Raw genomic sequence first — 20,456 nt, forward strand, 5'->3', positions numbered from 1 at the left:
TTCAAACAACTACACAACAACACACAACAACAACACACACTAACCCATTGTTTAATTTAACAAAAGAAAATTTATGATCCCAAAAGTATTTCAAGAGGTGATCGATTTAGGGGACGGAAGAACCATTACTATCGAAACCGGGAAATTAGCCAAACAAGCCGATGGGTCTGTAGTTGTGCGTATGGGAGATGCTATGTTATTAGCAACTGCCGTATCAGCAAGAACAGCAAACCCTGGAATTGATTTTTTACCTTTAACTGTTGATTACAGAGAAAAATTTGCTGCTGCAGGTCGTTTCCCTGGAGGTTTCTTCAAAAGAGAAGCACGCCCAAGCGACAGCGAGGTATTAACGATGCGTTTAGTTGACCGCGTATTGCGTCCACTATTCCCAGATGACTACCATGCTGAAACACAAATCATGATTCAATTAATGTCTCATGACGACAATGTAATGCCTGATGCCTTAACTGGTTTAGCTGCTTCTGCCGCTTTAGCAGTTTCAGATATTCCTTTTTACAACTTGATTTCTGAAGTTCGCGTAGGACGTGTAGATGGTCAATTGGTTATCAACCCCAACAGAGAACAATTAGAAAAATCAGACATCGACATGATGATTGGCGCTTCTAAAGATTCTGTTTGTATGGTAGAAGGTGAAATGAAAGAAATTTCAGAAGCCGAAATGATTGAAGCTATCAAATTTGCTCACGAAGCAATTAAAGTTCAAATCGAAGCGCAAGAAAGAATGCGTGCGGCAATTGGAACTTTAACATACCGCGAGTACGAAGCTGAGAAAAACGACGAAGCTGTTTATGCAAAAGTAAAAGCTTTCGCTTATGATAAATACTATGCTGTAGCCCAAGAAGCTTCAGCAAAAAGTGAAAGAGGTGAGAAATTCGCCTTAATCGCAGAAGAAGTTAAAGCCTTATTCTCAGAAGAAGAATATGCTGAAAATGCAGATTTAAAAGAATTAGTTGGCAAGTATATTTACAAAACACAAAAAACTGCAGTTCGTAATGTTGTTTTAGAACAAGGTATCCGTTTAGACGGACGTAAAACTACAGAAATCCGTCCTATTTGGAGTGAGATAGATTACTTACCAAGTGCACATGGTTCAGCTGTATTTACTCGTGGAGAAACTCAAGCTTTAGCAACAGTTACTTTAGGAACATCTAGAGAAGCTAACGTTATTGACCTACCATCTGAACAAGGTGAAGAGCGTTTCTACTTACACTATAATTTCCCTCCATTCTCAACCGGTGAAGCGAAACCTTTAAGAGGTACTTCACGTCGTGAGGTTGGACACGGAAACTTAGCACAACGTGCGTTAAAAAATATGATTCCTGCCGATTGTCCTTATACTATTCGTGTGGTATCTGAAGTATTAGAATCTAACGGTTCTTCTTCTATGGCAACGGTTTGTTCAGGAACTTTAGCCTTAATGGATGCAGGAATTCAAATGGTAAAACCAGTTTCTGGTATTGCTATGGGATTAATTACAGACGGTGAAAAATTTGCCGTATTATCTGACATCTTAGGAGACGAAGACCACTTAGGTGACATGGACTTTAAAGTAACAGGTACTGCAGATGGTATTACGGCTTGTCAAATGGATATTAAGATTGACGGTTTACGTTACGACATTATGGAACAAGCTTTATCTCAAGCTCGTGACGGTCGTTTACACATCTTAAACAAAATCATCGAAACTATTGATGCGCCAAGAGCTTCAGTAAAACCAAAAGCTCCAAAAATCATTATGAGCTCTATTCCAGCGAGTATGATTGGTGCTTTCATAGGTCCTGGTGGTAAAAACATTCAAGAGTTACAAAAAGCTACAGAAACAACCATTGTACTTACTGAAGAAGGCGACAAAGGTATTGTGGAAATTTTAGGAACAAACCAAGCTGGTATCGATGCTGTTTTAGCCAGAATTGAAGCCATGGTTTTCAAACCACAATTAGGCGAAGCTTACGAAGTGAAAGTAATCAAAATGTTAGATTTTGGTGCTGTAGTAGAATATACGAAAGCTCCAGGAAACGAAGTTTTATTACACGTATCTGAATTAGCTTGGGAACGCACAGAAAAACCAACAGATGTGGTGAATATGGGCGATGTATTTATGGTGAAATATTTAGGTATTGACCCTAAAAACCGAAAAGAAAAAGTTTCAAGAAAACAATTATTACCTCGTCCTCCTCGCGAAGAGAAGAAAGAGATTAAAAAAGAAAATCCCCAAGGTTAATTAGTTCTATTAATTCAATAAGGTGAAACCTCGAAAAAATTTTTTTCGAGGTTTTTTTATTTTTCTGTAACTTTTTATCGATGGCATACGTATAACCATTACAACTTTTAAAAAGCAAGGAGATTTTTAAATGAGACAGCTCAAAATTACTAAGCAGGTAACTAACCGTGAAACTGCTTCCCTAGACAAATACCTACAAGAAATTGGTAAAGTAGACTTAATTACTGCCGATGAAGAAGTGGAATTAGCACAACGCATCAAAGCAGGTGACCAGAGAGCTTTAGAGAAATTAACAAAAGCAAACTTACGTTTCGTAGTATCAGTAGCGAAACAATATCAAAATCAAGGATTAACCTTGCCGGACTTAATTAACGAAGGAAATTTAGGCTTAATTAAAGCAGCACAACGTTTTGACGAAACGCGTGGTTTCAAATTCATCTCGTACGCCGTATGGTGGATTCGCCAATCTATCCTTCAGGCATTAGCAGAACAATCACGTATTGTACGTTTGCCTTTAAATAAAATTGGTTCGATTAACAAAATCAATAAGATGTATGCTTTGTTAGAGCAATCTAACGAGCGTGCGCCATCGGCAGAAGAAATTGCTGCTGAATTAGACATGACGGTAAATGACGTAAAAGAGTCTATGAAAAACTCAGGTCGTCACTTATCGATGGATGCACCTTTAGTGGAAGGAGAAGATTCAAACTTATACGACGTATTACGTTCTGGAGAATCACCGAATCCTGATAGAGAATTAATTCACGAATCTTTACGTACAGAAATTGAACGTTCATTAGAAACTTTAACACCTCGTGAGGCTGACGTAGTGCGTTTGTACTTCGGTTTAGGCGACCAACACCCGATGACTTTAGAAGAAATTGGTGAAACTTTCGATTTAACTCGTGAGCGTGTACGTCAAATTAAAGAAAAAGCGATTCGCAGATTAAAGCATACGTCTAGAAGTAAAATCTTAAAAACTTACTTAGGATAAGTTAAATTTTTCTTAACTTTGCATCCTCTTCTAAGATTATAATTACAAATTATATACGACAACAACAGTCTACGACTGTTCGTTTTTTGATTGATGATTGAAACTCCGGCTGATTACCGGAGTTTTTTTTAAAGAAAAAAATCATTTTTACGTGGCAAAAACTCGTGATACAGAAACAAAAAAACAAACTAAGATTCAAACAAAAGTTTCAAAAACAATCCCAGTTGCATTTTCTTGCTTTTACAAACCTATAGCTTTTACTACTGGAATTACAAAAAAAAAAAAAAACGAACTGATTATTTTAGTTCGTTTTTTTTTAATTAAAATTTACATCGGCAAATACACCACTTTCTTTGTTTCAAAAAATTCTTCCGAGAAAAAGTCAGCGATATCATATTGAATAGCTTCTGGAAAATCTTGCAATTCTTCGGTCAAATCGCCACCTTTTAAATATAAAATACCGTTGTTACGATCAGCGTGCCCGTTGTGCTTCTTGGTTTTTCCTTTTACCCATTCCACAAAATCAGGCATATTAGTCACCGCACGACTCACTATAAAATCAAATTTTTCGTTAACGGTATGCGCTCTCTTTTGCTCAGCTTTTACGTTTTTCAAGCCAATGCCTGTTGCTACTTCGTTAACTACTTTTATTTTTTTAGCAATTACATCTATCAAATAAAATTGGGTTTCAGGGAACAAAATAGCTAAAGGAATTCCAGGAAAACCACCACCAGTTCCCACATCCATCACTGTACTATCTGGATTAAATTGCTGAATTTTAGCAATCGCTAAGGAATGTAATACGTGTTTTTCGTACAATTCGTCTATATCTTTTCGAGAAATTACATTAATCTTGGCATTCCAATCTTTGTAAAGGACTTCTAAATCCTGAAACTGTTGGATTTGTGTTTCCGATAAGTTAGGAAAATACTTAAGGATTTGCTCCATCTTTTATTTTTTTTACAAAATTAAACATTTTAGCGTTCAAAAATTATCTCTTTTCGTTATCAATTCAATTTATTAATAATTAAATTTGGACACATTTTTAAGAATTATGCAAACAAATGAACCAATCTTCTCAAGAACCGACTCGATGAAGTTCTTCAGAACCTTAAACACTAGAGTGAATAACTATTTTAAGGAAAACAACATACAAAAAACAGGCAACTGGAAACTATACCTAAAAACTATAGTGATGTTCGCCATTTTCTTAACCCCTTACTTTTTCCTAATTGGTATGGAAATGCCTTTTTGGGTATATCTATTATTGAATGTAGTAATCGGTATAGGAATGGCAGGCGTAGGTATGAATGTGATGCACGATGGCAACCACGGTTCGTATTCTAACAAACAGTGGTTAAATAAATTCATGGGAGGAAGTATTTACATCTTAGCCGGAAATGTGTACAACTGGCAAGTACAGCACAATGTTTTACACCACACCTACACGAACATTCCGGGGCATGATGAAGATTTAGAAGCTGGAAGAGTATTGCGTTTTAGCAAAACGGCTAAATGGCACCGTTTCCATAAATTCCAACATTACTATTCGGTATTTCTTTATGGTTTACTAACGTTCAACTGGGCTATTACTACCGATTTCATGCAAATGAAACGTTATTTAAAGCGTAAATTATCGTATGGCGAATTCAAAAGCCCTGCCATTCAATGGACAACTTTAGTTATTACAAAAATTATTTATTTTTCTATTTGGTTAGTTATCCCAATGGCGTTAGGAATAGCTTGGTGGAAAGTAGTTTTAGGTTTTGTAGTAATGCATTACACCGCTGGACTTATTTTGAGTGTTATTTTCCAGTTAGCGCACGTTATTGAAGATACTGTAACACCTGTCCCATCAGAAGAAGGAGAAATGGAAAACACTTGGGCGATTCACCAATTGTTTACAACCGTTAATTTTGCCCCTAAAAATTGGCTAATCAACTATTACACAGGAGGTTTAAATCATCAAATTGAACACCATATTTTCCCTAACATCAGTCACATTCATTACAATAAAATTGCTGAAATTGTAAAACAAACCGCAAAAGAATGCAACTTGCCGTACTATGAGTATAAAACCATGACAGCTGCAATTGCCTCTCACTTTAGACATTTGAAAGAACTTGGTCAAAAACCACAATTAGCATAATAGTAGTAAGTAATTAGTGATAAGTAAAAAGTGATTAGCTATAAGGCTTTAAATTACAAAGAACTATCGACGAAATAAAATAATACAACACAATGAACCACATTTTATCAGAAAGAATTAACAATTTAGCGGTTTCACAAACTTTAGCAATGGCGGCATTAGCTAGAGAACTTAAAGCTCAAGGAAAAGACATTATCAGTTTAAGTTTAGGAGAACCAGACTTTAACACCCCTGATTTTATTAAAGAAGCTGCTAAAAAAGCAATTGATGATAATTTTTCTGCTTATCCACCAGTAGAAGGCTATGCAGATTTGAAAGAAGCAATATGTGCGAAATTCAAAAGAGATAATAATTTAAATTATACACCTTCGCAAATTGTAGTTTCTACAGGAGCTAAGCAATCTTTATATAACATTGCTCAGGTAATGATAAATGAAGGTGACGAGGTAATTTTACCAGCGCCGTACTGGGTTTCGTATTTTGAAATCATCAAACTTTCTGGTGGTGTTCCTGTTGAAGTGCCTACGTCAGTAGAATCAAATTTCAAAATCACACCAGAGCAATTAGAAGCTGCCATCACACCTAAAACAAAAATGATGTGGTTTAGTTCGCCTTGTAATCCTTCAGGTTCTGTATACAGCAAAGAAGAATTAGAAGGTTTAGCAGAAGTATTGAAGAAACACCCTAACATTTATGTAGTTTCTGACGAAATTTACGAGCATATTAACTACACGGGCAACTATTGCAGTATCGGTTCCATTGCTGGTATGGAAAACAACACTATTACCGTAAACGGTGTAGCTAAAGCATTTGCCATGACAGGATGGAGAATTGGTTACATAGGTGCTCCAGAATTTATCGCTAAGGCGTGTACTAAAATGCAAGGGCAGGTAACTAGTGGCGCTAACACCATTGCACAAAGAGCTACCAAAGCGGCTGTCGAAGCTAATCCATCAGCCATCAAATACATGGTGGATGCCTTCCAAAGCAGAAGAGAAATAGTTTATCAATTATTATCTGAAATCCCTGGATTCAAATTAACGATGCCTGAAGGCGCTTTTTATTTCTTCCCTGATGTTTCAGCTTATTTTGGAAAAACATTAAGAGGCACTGAAATTAAAGACGCTAACGATTTTGCTATGTATCTTTTATCTGAAGCTAATGTAGCTACAGTAACGGGTGATGCTTTCGGAAATCCAAATTGTATTCGTTTGTCTTATGCTACAAGCGAAGAAGTGTTGAGAGAAGCTATAAAACGCATTAAAGAAGCTTTAGTTTAATAATACAACAAAAACTCCACAAATCTCCGTCATTGTTGAAATGGCGGGGATTTTTTTTATGAAAAAACAAACTCATACGCAGCCATAAGTATAAATTTTCACATATTTATGGCTACTTACACACCCGCTTAAAAATAAAAAAATATAGAAAAATAAAAATTATATTCAGCCATAAGTACATTTTTTTATATATTTATGGCTATATATAACAGATATGGATATCATTGGAAGAGACACAGAAATAACTGAATTCAAAGAGATTGTAAGCAAAAAACAATCCAGTTTCATAGTCGTTTATGGTCGCAGAAGAATTGGAAAAACATATCTCATTAGAAACCATTTCAAAACCTTTGATTTCTACCATACAGGAGTTGCTAATATCGACAACAAACAACAATTACAACTATTTCACAAATCTTTAATCAACACTTCTAAAAATAACAGCATAAAACCTCCTAAAAACTGGTTTGATGCTTTTGAAAATTTGCAAAAAACTCTTGAAAAATCAAGAAAGAAAAAGAAAATTGTTTTTTTAGACGAAGCCCCATGGCTACACGGTTCAAAATCTAATTTCTTATCGGCACTCGAGCATTTTTGGAATCATTGGGCATCAGCCAGAGAAGACATTATACTTATTGTATGCGGCTCAGCCACTTCATGGATAGTCAACAAAATATTTAACAACAAAGGTGGCTTACACAATCGTGTCACCAACAAAATATACCTAAAACCTTTTACGTTAAAAGAAACTGAAGCGTTTTTAATAAAACGAAAAATATTTTGGAACAAATACCAAATCGTCAAGGCATATATGGTTTTTGGTGGCGTTCCTTTTTATCTAGAAAACCTAAAAGCAGGAAAAAGTATTGACCAAAATATTAACGAACTTCTTTTTGCAGACAAAAGTCTATTCCAAAATGAATTCAACAATCTGTATCATTCCTTATTTAAAAACCCAGAAAACTACATTCAAGTAATTCAAGTCTTAGCAAGCAAAAACAAAGGACTTACTCGAAATGAAATCATAAAACACATACCCCTAAACACAGGAGGCAGTCTAAGCACAATCTTACAAGATTTAGAACTCTCAGGTTTTATCAGAAAATACAACGCAATAGGCAAAAAGGAACGAGATGTACTCTATCAATTAGTAGATGCTTATAGCTTATTTTATTACAATTTCATTCATTCAAAAAAAACAGACAGCAATTTTTGGTTGCAAAATTTCGACAGCGCCAAAATTAAAGCATGGAGTGGATATGCCTTTGAAATGGTTTGTCTATTACATGCTGAACAAATCAAGAAAGGATTAGGCATAGAAGGAGTTTATACCAATATTTACGCTTGGCAAACCCATCAAGCAGAAAAAAATGCCCAGATAGACCTAATTTTTGACCGAAAGGACCAAATTATCAATGTTTTTGAAATAAAATTTAGCACAGAAGAATATACAATAACATCAAAGTATATGCTAGAATTATTAAACAAAATCGCTGTCTTTAAAACCGAAACTAAAACCAAAAAAGCCGTATTTCTATCCCTACTTTCAACTTATGGATTAAAAAACAATGAAAACACGGGTATGATTCAAAATAGTTTAACTTTGGAAACCTTATTTTACTAAACAACATGCAAAAGAAAATATTACTTTTAGGTTCAGGCGAACTAGGAAAAGAATTTGTGATTGCAGCACAACGCATTGGGCAATACGTGATAGCCGTAGACAGTTATGATAACGCTCCCGCTATGCAAGTGGCGCATGCACGTGAAATCATCAATATGCTTGATGGTGATGCATTGGACAAAATTGTAGCTAAACACAACCCTGATTTTATTGTTCCAGAAATCGAAGCCATTCGTACCGAACGTTTTTACGATTATGAAAAACAAGGGATTACTGTAGTGCCTTCGGCCAAGGCTGCTAACTTTACTATGAACCGCAAAGCCATCCGTGATTTGGCCGCTAAAGAATTAGGATTACGTACGGCTAACTATCGTTATGCGACTTCTCAAGAAGACTTAGAGAAAGCCGTAGCAGAAATAGGCATTCCGTGTGTGGTAAAACCTCTAATGAGTTCGTCAGGCAAAGGACAATCGACCATAAAAACAGTAGAAGACATCGCAAAAGCTTGGAATTATGCCGTAGAAGGTTCACGTGGTGATATAGTAGAAGTTATTGTAGAAGCTTTTGTAAAATTCAACTCAGAAATTACGTTGCTCACGGTAACACAAAATAATAACTTACCCACTTTATTCTGCGCGCCTATAGGTCACCGACAAGAACGTGGTGATTATCAAGAAAGCTGGCAACCTGCAAGAGTTTCAGATAAAGATATAGCCGAAGCACAAGAGATGGCGCGTAAAGTTACGGAAGCTTTAGGCGGAGCAGGAATTTTTGGCGTTGAATTCTTTTTAACCGATGAAGGGGTTTATTTCTCTGAATTGTCTCCAAGACCTCACGATACAGGTATGGTGACGCTTGCAGGGACACAAAATTTCAACGAATTTGAATTGCATTTGCGAGCTATTTTAGGATTGCCTATCGCTGAAATCACTTTAGAAAAAGCAGGCGCAAGTGCGGTAATCCTGGCATCTGAAAATTCAGAAAACCCAACATTTACGGGTATTGAGGCCGTTGCTGGTTTGCCTAAAACTGATTTTAGACTATTTGGAAAACCGACTTCCAGACCGTATCGCAGAATGGGCGTGGTTCTTGTTAACGAAACTTTAACGTCAACTTCCATAGAAGAAATGGTGGAGCGTGCCCAAAAAACGGCTAACTTAGTCACTGTAAACGCATAAGATTGTAATTACATCTATTAAAATGAAAAAAGTCCTATTCACACTTCTGATTAGCTCCGCCCTACTCTCTTGCGGCCCAAGAAGGTTAGGTTGCGGACCTAATCGTCGTTGTGAAATTTATACTAAACCCTCATTTGAAAATGAAAAAACTATTTTTTGTACTTCTTACTTTAATCTCACTTAATTTATCTGCTCAAAACAATAAGAAAAAACAACTCAAAGACCAAGAAGTAGAAGCTTCGTGTGGCATGTGCCAATTTGGTGCAAAAGACAAAGACTGCGCATTAGCCATTCGTTACGAAGGTGCTGTATATAGTGTAGTTGGTACTGACATTGACAAACATGGCGATGCACATGCCAAAAACGGTTTTTGTAACGCGATTCGAAAAGCTAAGGTTTCAGGTACTTTGAAAAACGGAAAACTATTAGTGAAGAAGTTAGAACTTCTTGACTAATAGAAGCACACAAGAATTCATTTGTTTTATTATAGTTTTACCCCCGTACATCATTTTTCTTTAACTTTGTAAAAAATAAAAACGATTAAGTATGTTTGGAATTGGAGGAGGCGAATTAATTTTCATCATTTTTATTGCGTTAATGTTATTTGGAGCCGATAAGATTCCTGATATTGCACGAACGCTAGGAAAAGGTATGGCGCAATTAAAAAATGCCACTAATGATATTAAATCAGAAATTCAAAATAGCGCAACAGGTCAAGAGTTAACACAATTGACTTCTGATTTTTCAAAAGAAGTAGAGGATATCAAACAAAATGTTCAAAATCGAATTATGAAAGATACTCCTATTGAAAACCCTTTGGATATTACTAAAGAGATCAATGAAGTAAAGGAAAATTTTGAAGATTTAACAGGACCTATCAAACGCCAAATGTAATGTTGGAAAAAATACTTGAATTAGATAAAAATATTTTTATTTTTTTAAACGGATTGGGTGCTGCAAAGTTTGACCCTTTTTGGGAATTCATCACTAAACAAGTTCGATGGACTCCTTTTTTCTTACTTATACTTTATTTTGTTTATACCAAGCTAAATCGAAAAAAAGAATTAATATATATACTAGTAAGTATAAGCATAATTGTTCTTTTCACAGACCAATTTACCAATGTTATAAAATTTTACTTCCAACGTTTACGTCCCTGTAGCGAACCCGAGTTATCTGGGATCATTAGAATTGTAAAAAGTAGCGATACATTTAGTTTCTTTTCTGGTCATGCCTCTAACTCTATGGCCACAATGACTTTTATTTTCTTATTGATTAGAAAATATTATAAATATGCTTTTTTAGTCTTCATTTTCCCATTATTATTCGCATACAGTCGTATTTACTTAGGTTTGCATTACCCTTTAGATATTTTAACAGGCTATACGGTAGGGGGGCTTTTTGGATTCTTATTTTATAAATTATATTTAAAAATGATTAAAAATTCAGAATTTACGATATAATCCTTTTGAAACATACAAAAAAAGCACATTCATTGGTTTTTGAATGTGCTTTTTGTTATAATTTATAACTCAACTGAAGCATTAGGGTCCGAGGCAAAATTACAGTTTGTTGTTGGCTAACGATATAATCCGAAAAGGAGTTAGAAACTTTTGCTTGATTATTTAAAAGGTTATTCGCAAAAATTTCAAAACGTAAAGGCTTGTTTTTCCTTTGATAACTTAGGGAAGTATGGGCTATTTCAAAAAATGAATTTTCATTTCTGAAATTCTCATATTCCAATTTGAAAGTAAATGATTTTAAAAAAGAAAATTCTAAATCAGCATTCAAAGCATCTGTTTCAAATTGTGTTTTTGTAATACCTCTAAATTGATTAAAACTTTTTTTGTAGCCTATGGTCAAATCAGGCCATTTTCTGTAGGACGTTTTTACAGAAAAATCTAAATTTTGGCTATTTCGCTGGGTTGTGTTTGTGATGTCGTTTATCTTTTGTAGGTATTCAAACCAGTTCAAACTTGGTGAAAATTTAAAAGTAAAGCGATATATTTTTTTAGAAAACATTCCGTTTAGTCGCCAAGTGGTCTCAGGATTATTAGTTTGCACAGGCATGGTAATTTGATTGATACCCTCTAATTGAATCTCACTTCGAATGGTTTTTGTTTTTTGAGTATAATTTACCATCGCATTCATCATGATACCTCGAAACATATTGGTTCGCGAATATCGTAATAAAGCCGTATGAAACTGCTCATTATTTAATAAAGCATTTCCTTTGAAAACCAAATTATAATTTTGTAAAGCATATTTTTCTGCATAATGCGATATGTCGGCAAAAGTATTGTTCAGTTTATAGGTGAAGCTCAAATTTTCAGCTTGACTAAATTCATATTCACTGTTAAATTGCGGTTGTAGGAACGATTTGTGGATACGATGGACAATCGATTGCTCAGTGGTCAAGTCATATTGATGCCAATAAATCCCTGGTTTATTGACCCATTTTCCAATTTTGAATTTGTATTCTAAGCCCACGTAAAAATCATTTAAATGATAACCGATATCATTGCCAAAACCAGCCGTTTCAAAATTATTTTGACTTCCATCAGTCAAGAGTTGTTGTTCTTGTGTAACGAGTTTTGACATACCGTAATTGTTGCCAATATTAGTGTATAAATGGTTGAAATTATTGATTATCCAATAATGTTTTAGTAAACCGTCCAAGAAGTTATTTGTAGTACGCTTAATTTGTTCTAAGGTATATGTAGTGTCGTTTTGTAAAGGAAGTAAACCAGTTAAAAAGACTTGATTGTTTTTCCAAACCGTTAGTGGAGTTTGCTTATCCCAACTATGATTGATAACAAGCGTCGCAGTATGCTTTTCGTTAATGCTTTTATGCCCTTCTATAAATTGTTTGAGGCTGGTGTTGTCTGCCTTTTGTAAAGTTTCGAAAAGGTTGTTGTTAGCTAGGGTTTGCGAAGCTAGCATGCTTTTTCCTGTACTCGTACTGGCTTGCCCTTGAATGTTGTAAAACCATTTGGTTTTGTGGTTCGGACTATAATCTAATTTAGTATTCAAAAGCCCCAAAGTAGTGAGGTTATTTTTAGTCAAATTGCTTTTTTCAAAGGTCAATTGTGTATTTTGTAAGTATTGGTTCTCCGTTAGGGTAGAGGTCTTAAAGCTGTTTTTAGAAAACAACCCATAGCCTGTCACCGAAAGTTTCTTATTTGTTTCCCAGCTATAATTAATGGCATTGAAATTAGAATGAAAATTAGCAATATCAGTATTGTCTTGGGTGAGTTGCATCAGGTTGTTCATTGATTTTCTACCCGATAAAAAACTACTAAACCCTCCTTCAAAACGCATCAGGTCTTCAAAGGTGAAAGTATGTCTTCCTATATTATTACTGTCGCCTATATAGCAAAAAGTTGTTTTGGGGCTGTAGTAAAACAAACCCGCATGCGCAAGATAAAAACCATTGTCATTAGCTATTTCTGCTCCAGCTTCTATATCCCCAAAAAGAAATTTCTTTTTATCTGCTTTGAGTTTAACATTCATGGCTAAATCTTCGCTATCCGAAACTTTTTTCATGAACCCCACTTCGTTAAAATGGTCTATCACTTCAATTTTATCTAATGCATCGGCAGGGATATTCTCTACCGCTAGTTTCGAACCTCCGCCAAAAAACGATTTGCCTTCCACAAGCATTTTGGTCACTTTCTTGCCCTGCACGGTAACTGTCCCTTTTTTGTCTACTTCTACACCGGGGAGTTTTTCAAGAATTTCCTTCATTTTGCGTTCGTTACCGTTAGCAAAACTCTTGACGTTAAACGTCATGGTGTCTTTTTTGATGATAACAGGTTTGAATTCGTGTTTAATCACAATTTCCTTGAGCTGCTGCCCTGTGCTTTTTAACTTAAAATGATGTGTTTTGATAGCACTGTTAGGTTCAATAATAATACTCGCCTCTTTATACCCTATGTAGGAAACGGTTACTTCGTATTTTAGTTCTTTTTCGAACTCTAAACGGTAGCGACCTTTTTCATCGGCTATAGCAAACTTTAAAGAAGCTTCTTTTTGATAAGGTACCGCTATTATATTTGCATTAGGTAATGGACGATGTATGGAATCAGAAACAACACCCGTGAGCGTTTGACTTTGAACCTTAAAACTTAGGAAAAGGAATAAAAATAGAAGTGGGAGTCGCATTAAAAAGACATTTTAATTAAAAAAACGTTTATACTTTAGTAAAAGTTATTTTTTTTGCATTTTTTCCTGTTCTTTTTTGTCTACAAACTCTTCCTGTTCTTTAGTCAACATCATACGCATCCCTTTTATTTTTTGTCCTAACGAGATGGTTTTGTATTGTGACAAATTATCTATTTTGGGCTCAGGTTCTAAATTCAATTTGATATTTTTAATATAGAAACTATTTACTTTTGTGTGAATTTCGAGTATCAACCCTGGAAGTCCATGATAGCCATTGGGACCAAAAGGGACTGGTATTTGAGGGGCAAACCAAGCGGTTACATCTAAATGACGTTCTTCATCGCGCCAACCTCCATAATTATAGAATGGCGTTATAGCCTTATAACATAAAAACCCATTAATCATTTTACTTTCCTTAGTAATTGTCCATCTTGCCTCTTTTTCCATGGCAATGGTATATTGTCCTAATAGCTTATGGTTTTCATAAAATTTAAAGATACTATCTTTCTTATGAATATAATGTTTGGGTTGCACTAATATCATCGAGCTAAATTGTTCGGATGAATCATAACCATTCAATATAGCGGGCTCAACAAAAAAACAGGATTCATTAGTATTAAAATGCAACTTATAATTCACTAGAGTATCATTAGTTTTCATCCTTAAAATATCTTCATTAAGATCTTCTAGTTCTTTATCTTTGGTCAACTCCATATTAACCACAACTCCGTACTCGATCACCCCATTGTTTGTTTGAGCTTTAACTGTTAAAACTAAAAATGACAATAATAGTATTAATAAAATTTGCAAATTCTCAAAAACTTTCATTTATTTATAGTGATCATCGAGTACTTTTTTATATCTCATTTCAAATTCCTCTTCTGAAATGGGGGCACAATTTATTTTTTTTATTTCTATTTTTTTTGATTCCAAATTTATTTTAAAAGCACAATAAGTTTTTGTCGGTTCTTGCAATTCTAAAATAAGTCCAGGCAGATTCCCATATCCAATTGGTCCGAAATTAACCGGTATTTTTGGACAATACCAAGCTACTACCTCATATTTCTTCAAAATACCTTTAACATTATTGGTCCTAATTCTCGTTGCTTTATAGCAAATATAGTTACTAATAATTTTACTTTCGGAAGTTAATTTCCAGTCATTATCACTCCTATGTTTAACACAAAACTCTTCTCCAAGTAGTGATTTCTTATGTATGTATTCGCCCGTCTTAGTATAAAAATATTCACCATTACCTGCAAAACTTCTTGCAGCTTTATTTATTCTATCCTCGATATTCATACTAGGGAGTAAATTATAATAAGCCTTATTATCACTAAAATTCAGCTCAGCAATCAATGACTTGATTGCATCATCAATTCCCTTAAAATAACCTGACAAACTTGAACTTTTAACTTTATCTAAATTTTCAAATGTCCCTCCAGTTGGAAATATTTTATATTGAACATTACCAGATTGTTGTGCATAACATACATTAAAAACACTAAAAAAAACAGTCATCAACTTTAATATGTAAAGGGATTTTTTAAGTCCCTTTACATATCTCTTTTTTAATAACAGCATACCCCTAAATTTCATCTAATAATGATATACTAGTTAGCAATACAACCTCCATAACAATCACTTGCAAACTCATGAGCATCAGAAGACGAAGCACCTAAATCAGTCATCATATCATAAATTTCCATATAAAGTTGCATACAAGACATCGCTACGGCTACATTTTTAGCTGGCTGTTTTGCATTTACTACACCTGAGAAACATATTACAGCCAACGCCGTAAATACTAATTTTTTCATGTTTTAAAATTTTAATTTTTTAATAAATGTTATTTGTTCGAACGGAGACAAAACAAAAAAAACGATTTTGAGTTACGGTTTTTTCGTATATTTTGTTAAAAATTTCTTTAACAATTTTTTCGTGTTACATGCCCATTTGGGCTTTTAGTTTGTTATCATATTCTTCACGGGTTATTGTTTTACCCTTAGGCAGTTCTATTTTAGTTAAACCTTCAATTAAATTAATTCTTGTAGCAAGAAAAGTTGTTTTGTTTTCGGTTAACTCTAATATAAGCCCTGGTAAACCAAAATATGATTTAGGTCCAAAACTATACGGTAAAGATGGAGCAAACCATGCTGTAATTACTCTACTTGATTTTATCCCTTTCCTATTTATAAAAAACTCTTCATAAGTAGCTTTGTAACAGGAATATTGTTCTATTTGCTTACTTTCGCTGGAAATTTTCCAATTTGGCATAGCATTTTCTGTTTTTAACACATTTTTATCATCCGTTAATTCGTATACAATATTGTTTTGTCTGTCAACTATAGTTTTATACCTTGACCCAAAAGCTAATCTTGCTATGTCAGAAAAATAATTTTCCTGTTCACTATTTGAAGCTATCGATTTAATAACATCGAAGCTAGATGCAGTTCCATTAAAGTTTAGCTCGTAATTTTGTTTCCTTGCTTCATCAATTAGCCCAGAAAATCTTTCTTTCACATCTGCACTTTTAATTTCAGGTTCTGTAACAGAAATTTTATAATTAATCTTCCCACATTGAGAAAACAACAATTGTGAGTTTATAAAAAGAAGAAACAAGATTATGCCTAAAAATTCTTTTTTCATAGATAGTTTTGACTCAAATATATTAAATATTAAAAAATTAATTGTTTTCAAGATAACATAAAGCCGCAACTTAATTATGTTGCGGCACATTTGCTATATTAACTACAATATGACAACAGTCGATTTAATAATTTTATATCATCAGATCCGTCTCCAACAATAATTTCATAAAATTCGATCGCAATCTCTTTACATGTCTTTTTAACAATAGTAGTTTTAATGTTCTGGTTTTTCTTTGTTATATTTAAAGAATTTGTCTTCGCCATTCCCGCTCCCGAAAAAGCTACTACAGCCAATGCCGTAAATACTAATTTTTTCATGTTTTAAAATTTTAATTTTTTAATAAATGTTATTTGTTCGAACGGGAGCAAAACAAAAAAAAAAAAAAGATTTTGAGTTACGGTTTTTCCGTACATTTTGTTAAAAATTTTACATAAAAAATCCAGTCTCAGGACTGGATACATTAGTTTTTACAAAACCCTACTCACGGTCAAGCCATCACGTATGGGTAATAAAACAGTTTCCACTCTCGGATCTTCTTTTAGCAAACGATTGTAAGTTAGCAAGACGTTAGTACTTTTATCATTTGATTTTACCTCTCCCAGTATTTTCCCACTCCATAAAACATTATCAGACAGAATTACCCCACCTTTGTTCATCAACGGAACTATCATCTGAAAATAGTTGATATAGTTTTCTTTGTCGGCATCAATAAAAACTAAATCAAACTTTTTATTTAAAGTAGGTATAATCTCCAGAGCATTTCCTAAATGCTGGTGTAATTTACCAGCCCATTGGGATTGGTCAAAATATTTTTTTTGAAAATCAAAAAGTTCTTCGTTATTATCGATGGTATCCAACTCACCCTCTTCTGTCAATCCTTCTGCAAGGCACAAAGCAGCATAACCTGTATAGGTCCCTATTTCTAAAATATTTTTAGGACGAATTAATTTAGATAGCATACTCAATACGCGTCCTTGAAAATGACCGCTAAGCATACGTGGTTGCAGTATTTTTTGATGGGTTTCTTTATTCAAACGAGCTAATAACTCAGGCTCGTTTTCACTATGTTGTGCCACATAATTTTCTAATTCTTCAGATATAAAATGCATGTTGTAAATTCTCTATAATGTATATACCCGCAAAGATACAAATACTCTAAACAAAAAATGCAGAAAGAAGTCATCCTGCATTTTAACCAAACCAAAATGGAGTATTAATGAATTAAATTCTCTATAATCTTTTGAGTAGGCAAGATAGCCTTTGTATACTCTATAGTAGGCCCTGCAACCCATACCGTTTTGTAAGTTGCTTGAGTAGCCGCTTTAGTCACTGCGTTATTACCAATCATAAAACGGATAAGTTTTGCCCACTTTTTAAGTCGTTTATTTGTATTCAAAAAGCGCTCTAACCAATTCAATTTAGTCCCTATTTTTTGGACATAAGGTGTATTGATCACCGTACAAGGCGTACCAGATATTTTTTCAGTCATTACAATATCTTTAGCGCCGTAATCAACACACGCTTGTTTGTATTCATCAGATACATTAGCTTCTGTAGAGGCGATAAAAATACTTCCTAAAGAAACACCTACAGCACCATAACTAATCATTCGGTCTAAATCGGCCTTACAACCTACTCCACCTGCTGAAATAACAGGCAAACTTATATGTTGATCTAACTCCTTAATTAGTTGTTCAGGACCTAATTCTCCTCTGTGTCCACCTGCTTGATTGTTAACAGCAATTACTGCATCAGCCTTTAGACTTTCTACTTTTTTTGCAAACTTCAAATCAGTGACATCGCAAAAAACTTTCACTCCTACTTTATGAGCCTCTTTTATAGTTTCTTCAGGACTTCCTAAAGAAGTTATGATAAAATCGACTTTTTCTTCACACAACACACGTAATTGTTCTTTGTATTTTAAATTCGATTTGTTAACAATCAAGTTAAAACCAAAACTTCCACCAACAACTTTTGCAGCTTGCAATTCTTTTATAGCAGCTCTTAATTCGTCAAGTGTTCTATAATTCAATGCTGGAATACAGCCTGCTACTCCTGATTTCATTCCTTCAATAACCATAGCAGTGTTTGAAACTAAAAACATGGGAGCCATGATAATTGGGTGTTTAATACCTAATATATCCTGTAAAGATGGTTTTGCCATTTTGAATAAATTTTATCAAATATAACAAAAAATATACTATGCACGCATACCATGAATGAAGATTTAATCAAAAAAAGATTCATTTTATTTTCAAACCACGCTAAAAATAATTTCTACATTAAAACGACTAGGATAACAATTATCCAATTTCACTTACTTAAAATAGAATAAGGGATGTTTGAAATAAAAAAAGAAAACTGATCCTCTTAATAAAGAACAAATTATCAATTAAGACTTAACAACTAAAATTTAATTTTAAATTTGCGCAAAATTAAAATTAAACACATGAAGAAAATTATTTTGCTATCACTTTTATTTGTTGGGCAAGTAAAAGCGCAACTATGGAAAGTAAATGAATGTAGTGCTACCGTATCTACTACCACTTACGGACCAATGAACACAACCAATTTAGGCACTTCAACATCAAACAGACACATTATGTTGTACAAAGCTTCCGAGCTTACTGCCTTACAAAACCAGTCGTTAACCAAGATTTTTTTCAAACGTGCAACGGCATCAGGAACATTAGGAGGAAATCCTACCGCTAAAATTTATTTAAAAGAAACTAATTTAACTGATTTAGGATCAGCAAATTTAGATTGGGCTACAGAGATAGCTGGCGCTACTAAAGTATATGACGCAAATCCTACTACAGCTGTAGGTAATACTGCTGGTTACAAAGATTTTAGCATGTCTACACCTTTTAACTACACCAATCAAAGTTTAATGGTACTAGTTGAATACAGCAATACAGCAGCCAACGCAACACGTATCGATTGGTTTTATGAATTTGGCTCAGCATGTTTAGGGACTAGCGTAGCTAATATAAAATATATATCTAGCAACTCGTCAAGTATTCCTGGAAACACGTTATCAACGTCAAACACGAGAAGACCTGTAATAGGTTTCGATTATACTGTTCCTTGCCCAAGACCTACTAATGCAGTGGCAACACCAGCAACAACTAGCGCAACCATAAGCTGGACAGCTGGAAATAACGAGACACAATGGGAATACGCAGTTACACCTTACAATGCTGCAGCACCAACTTCAGGCACAACAACTACTTCTAATTCATTATCTATAAACAACCTAACCGAAGGGACTTATTATAAATTATATGTTAGAGCTATTTGTAGCGCAACGGAATCTAGTATATGGACTAGTCCTATTGTTTTCTTAACAGGATGTACCACACCAACAAATGTTCCTTTCGTGGAAAATTTTGAAACACAACCTACTAACCTTGCCCCTACATGTACAAAAATCACAAATAACGGTACGGGAAATATTTGGGATGTGACTACAAACCCTGGTAGCGGATTCACCACTACTGTTTTACAGTATTCATACAACTTATCATCTCCTGCAAACACATGGTTTTTCACAAAAGGAATCAACCTTGAGCAAGGAAAAAAATACAAAGTTACTTTTGATTATGGAAATAACTTAGCCAATACTGTAGAAAAACTAAAAGTTGCCGTAGGTACAACTCAAAATGCAGTTGATATGACCACTGTTTTAGTTGATGATCCAAATGTAACCGGTGCAACATTAAAAAACGGAACTGGAACATTTACAGCTCAAACTACTGGGGTATATTATTTAGGTTTTCAAGCGTATTCAGATGCTAATAAATTCAAATTATACGTTGATAACATCAATTTAATTGAAGACACGACTTTAAGCACAGATGATCAAATTACACATAAATCGGTAGTGAGTCCTAATCCATTTACTTCTCAAATTGTAGTTAAAAACGAAAAAGAAATCAAACAAATAAGCGTTTACAATTTACTTGGCTCGGAAGTAATCAAACAAGCTACTCAATCAAATCAAATTGAGTTAACAACTGATTTTTTACAAAATGGCGCTTACATATTAAAAGTACAAACAGAAGAAGGCACACAAACATTTAAATTATTTAAAAATTAATTTAAACTCATTTCAATAAAAAAGCTGTTCCAATGGAACAGCTTTTTTTATACAACCTCTTCAAAAAATCGATT

The 20,456-nt window shown here is 34.2% G+C and carries 19 protein-coding genes; 10 read left to right on the forward strand and 9 right to left on the reverse strand.

Features of this window, described 5'->3' with window-relative positions; translation table 11 throughout:
- The first annotated feature begins 73 nt into the window (after positions 1-73).
- Complete coding sequence (locus ACQY29_RS01825; protein ID WP_428223563.1) at positions 74-2,242, forward strand: polyribonucleotide nucleotidyltransferase; 2,169 nt, start codon at positions 74-76, stop codon at positions 2,240-2,242.
- A 130-nt stretch (positions 2,243-2,372) separates the two neighbouring features.
- A complete protein-coding gene (locus ACQY29_RS01830) occupies positions 2,373-3,236 on the forward strand; it encodes a sigma-70 family RNA polymerase sigma factor (RefSeq protein WP_014164868.1) in 864 nt (287 codons plus the stop codon).
- 327 nt (positions 3,237-3,563) lie between these two features.
- On the opposite strand, the gene rsmG is transcribed toward ACQY29_RS01830, so the two are convergent.
- Positions 3,564-4,184 (reverse strand): 16S rRNA (guanine(527)-N(7))-methyltransferase RsmG, encoded by a 621-nt coding sequence (gene rsmG / locus ACQY29_RS01835; RefSeq protein ID WP_428223564.1) that lies wholly within the window; start codon positions 4,182-4,184, stop codon positions 3,564-3,566.
- 106 nt (positions 4,185-4,290) lie between these two features.
- Here rsmG and ACQY29_RS01840 point away from each other — a divergent pair, with 106 nt between their 5' ends.
- The 7 genes from ACQY29_RS01840 to ACQY29_RS01870 all read left to right on the forward strand — a co-directional run bounded on the left by ACQY29_RS01840 (position 4,291) and on the right by ACQY29_RS01870 (position 10,930).
- The gene (locus tag ACQY29_RS01840) at positions 4,291-5,385 is read left to right on the forward strand and encodes a fatty acid desaturase family protein (protein WP_428223565.1); all 1,095 of its coding nucleotides are present in this window, start codon (positions 4,291-4,293) and stop codon (positions 5,383-5,385) included.
- A 92-nt stretch (positions 5,386-5,477) separates the two neighbouring features.
- Positions 5,478-6,665, forward strand: a complete 1,188-nt coding sequence (locus tag ACQY29_RS01845) for a pyridoxal phosphate-dependent aminotransferase (protein ID WP_428223566.1) — start codon at positions 5,478-5,480, stop codon at positions 6,663-6,665.
- 214 nt (positions 6,666-6,879) lie between these two features.
- Complete coding sequence (locus tag ACQY29_RS01850; protein WP_428223567.1) at positions 6,880-8,289, forward strand: AAA family ATPase; 1,410 nt, start codon at positions 6,880-6,882, stop codon at positions 8,287-8,289.
- Positions 8,290-8,294: 5 nt separating this feature from the next.
- Positions 8,295-9,467, forward strand: a complete 1,173-nt coding sequence (gene purT, locus ACQY29_RS01855; RefSeq protein ID WP_428223568.1) for a formate-dependent phosphoribosylglycinamide formyltransferase — start codon at positions 8,295-8,297, stop codon at positions 9,465-9,467.
- A 140-nt stretch (positions 9,468-9,607) separates the two neighbouring features.
- Positions 9,608-9,922, forward strand: coding sequence for a DUF6370 family protein (locus ACQY29_RS01860; RefSeq protein WP_428223569.1), 315 nt, complete (start codon positions 9,608-9,610; stop codon positions 9,920-9,922).
- 91 nt (positions 9,923-10,013) lie between these two features.
- On the forward strand, positions 10,014-10,361 hold the full coding sequence (locus ACQY29_RS01865; protein WP_428223570.1) for a Sec-independent protein translocase subunit TatA/TatB: 348 nt from the start codon (positions 10,014-10,016) through the stop codon (positions 10,359-10,361).
- Complete coding sequence (locus tag ACQY29_RS01870; protein WP_428223571.1) at positions 10,361-10,930, forward strand: phosphatase PAP2 family protein; 570 nt, start codon at positions 10,361-10,363, stop codon at positions 10,928-10,930. Before ACQY29_RS01865 ends, ACQY29_RS01870 begins: the two co-directional genes overlap by 1 nt.
- A 55-nt stretch (positions 10,931-10,985) precedes the next feature.
- On the opposite strand, the gene ACQY29_RS01875 is transcribed toward ACQY29_RS01870, so the two are convergent.
- From ACQY29_RS01875 to ACQY29_RS01910, 8 genes are all read right to left on the reverse strand, one after another.
- Positions 10,986-13,631 (reverse strand): carboxypeptidase-like regulatory domain-containing protein, encoded by a 2,646-nt coding sequence (locus ACQY29_RS01875; protein WP_428223572.1) that lies wholly within the window; start codon positions 13,629-13,631, stop codon positions 10,986-10,988.
- 45 nt (positions 13,632-13,676) lie between these two features.
- Complete coding sequence (locus tag ACQY29_RS01880) at positions 13,677-14,459, reverse strand: GLPGLI family protein (RefSeq protein ID WP_428223573.1); 783 nt, start codon at positions 14,457-14,459, stop codon at positions 13,677-13,679.
- Entirely contained in the window at positions 14,460-15,215 is a 756-nt protein-coding gene (locus tag ACQY29_RS01885) for a GLPGLI family protein (RefSeq protein ID WP_428223574.1), read from the reverse strand.
- A 29-nt stretch (positions 15,216-15,244) separates the two neighbouring features.
- Positions 15,245-15,451 carry a hypothetical protein gene (locus ACQY29_RS01890; RefSeq protein ID WP_428223575.1) on the reverse strand — a complete coding sequence of 69 codons (207 nt, stop codon included), beginning with the start codon at positions 15,449-15,451 and terminating at the stop codon, positions 15,245-15,247.
- A gap of 124 nt (positions 15,452-15,575) precedes the next feature.
- Positions 15,576-16,280 (reverse strand): GLPGLI family protein, encoded by a 705-nt coding sequence (locus tag ACQY29_RS01895; protein ID WP_428223576.1) that lies wholly within the window; start codon positions 16,278-16,280, stop codon positions 15,576-15,578.
- Between the two features lie 98 nt (positions 16,281-16,378).
- Positions 16,379-16,600, reverse strand: a complete 222-nt coding sequence (locus ACQY29_RS01900) for a hypothetical protein (protein WP_428223577.1) — start codon at positions 16,598-16,600, stop codon at positions 16,379-16,381.
- 150 nt (positions 16,601-16,750) lie between these two features.
- Positions 16,751-17,392 carry an O-methyltransferase gene (locus ACQY29_RS01905; RefSeq protein ID WP_428223578.1) on the reverse strand — a complete coding sequence of 214 codons (642 nt, stop codon included), beginning with the start codon at positions 17,390-17,392 and terminating at the stop codon, positions 16,751-16,753.
- Between the two features lie 104 nt (positions 17,393-17,496).
- Entirely contained in the window at positions 17,497-18,447 is a 951-nt protein-coding gene (locus ACQY29_RS01910; protein ID WP_428223579.1) for an NAD(P)H-dependent flavin oxidoreductase, read from the reverse strand.
- 285 nt (positions 18,448-18,732) lie between these two features.
- Between ACQY29_RS01910 and ACQY29_RS01915 the strand changes: the two genes are divergently transcribed.
- On the forward strand, positions 18,733-20,382 hold the full coding sequence (locus ACQY29_RS01915) for a T9SS type A sorting domain-containing protein (protein ID WP_428223580.1): 1,650 nt from the start codon (positions 18,733-18,735) through the stop codon (positions 20,380-20,382).
- Positions 20,383-20,456 lie beyond the last annotated feature (74 nt).

Source organism: Flavobacterium sp. (assembly GCF_965262375.1).
Lineage (GTDB): Bacteria > Bacteroidota > Bacteroidia > Flavobacteriales > Flavobacteriaceae > Flavobacterium.

Excerpts from the sequence above, each read along its gene's own strand:
- ACQY29_RS01825 (WP_428223563.1), top strand. The coding sequence starts at position 74 with ATGATCCCAAAAGTATTTCAAGAGGTGATCGATTTAGGGGACGGAAGA.
- ACQY29_RS01830 (WP_014164868.1), top strand. The coding sequence starts at position 2,373 with ATGAGACAGCTCAAAATTACTAAGCAGGTAACTAACCGTGAAACTGCT.
- rsmG (WP_428223564.1), bottom strand. The coding sequence starts at position 4,184 with ATGGAGCAAATCCTTAAGTATTTTCCTAACTTATCGGAAACACAAATC.
- ACQY29_RS01840 (WP_428223565.1), top strand. The coding sequence starts at position 4,291 with ATGCAAACAAATGAACCAATCTTCTCAAGAACCGACTCGATGAAGTTC.
- ACQY29_RS01845 (WP_428223566.1), top strand. The coding sequence starts at position 5,478 with ATGAACCACATTTTATCAGAAAGAATTAACAATTTAGCGGTTTCACAA.
- ACQY29_RS01850 (WP_428223567.1), top strand. The coding sequence starts at position 6,880 with ATGGATATCATTGGAAGAGACACAGAAATAACTGAATTCAAAGAGATT.
- purT (WP_428223568.1), top strand. The coding sequence starts at position 8,295 with ATGCAAAAGAAAATATTACTTTTAGGTTCAGGCGAACTAGGAAAAGAA.
- ACQY29_RS01860 (WP_428223569.1), top strand. The coding sequence starts at position 9,608 with ATGAAAAAACTATTTTTTGTACTTCTTACTTTAATCTCACTTAATTTA.
- ACQY29_RS01865 (WP_428223570.1), top strand. The coding sequence starts at position 10,014 with ATGTTTGGAATTGGAGGAGGCGAATTAATTTTCATCATTTTTATTGCG.
- ACQY29_RS01870 (WP_428223571.1), top strand. The coding sequence starts at position 10,361 with ATGTTGGAAAAAATACTTGAATTAGATAAAAATATTTTTATTTTTTTA.
- ACQY29_RS01875 (WP_428223572.1), bottom strand. The coding sequence starts at position 13,631 with ATGCGACTCCCACTTCTATTTTTATTCCTTTTCCTAAGTTTTAAGGTT.
- ACQY29_RS01880 (WP_428223573.1), bottom strand. The coding sequence starts at position 14,459 with ATGAAAGTTTTTGAGAATTTGCAAATTTTATTAATACTATTATTGTCA.
- ACQY29_RS01885 (WP_428223574.1), bottom strand. The coding sequence starts at position 15,215 with ATGCTGTTATTAAAAAAGAGATATGTAAAGGGACTTAAAAAATCCCTT.
- ACQY29_RS01890 (WP_428223575.1), bottom strand. The coding sequence starts at position 15,451 with ATGAAAAAATTAGTATTTACGGCGTTGGCTGTAATATGTTTCTCAGGT.
- ACQY29_RS01895 (WP_428223576.1), bottom strand. The coding sequence starts at position 16,280 with ATGAAAAAAGAATTTTTAGGCATAATCTTGTTTCTTCTTTTTATAAAC.
- ACQY29_RS01900 (WP_428223577.1), bottom strand. The coding sequence starts at position 16,600 with ATGAAAAAATTAGTATTTACGGCATTGGCTGTAGTAGCTTTTTCGGGA.
- ACQY29_RS01905 (WP_428223578.1), bottom strand. The coding sequence starts at position 17,392 with ATGCATTTTATATCTGAAGAATTAGAAAATTATGTGGCACAACATAGT.
- ACQY29_RS01910 (WP_428223579.1), bottom strand. The coding sequence starts at position 18,447 with ATGGCAAAACCATCTTTACAGGATATATTAGGTATTAAACACCCAATT.
- ACQY29_RS01915 (WP_428223580.1), top strand. The coding sequence starts at position 18,733 with ATGAAGAAAATTATTTTGCTATCACTTTTATTTGTTGGGCAAGTAAAA.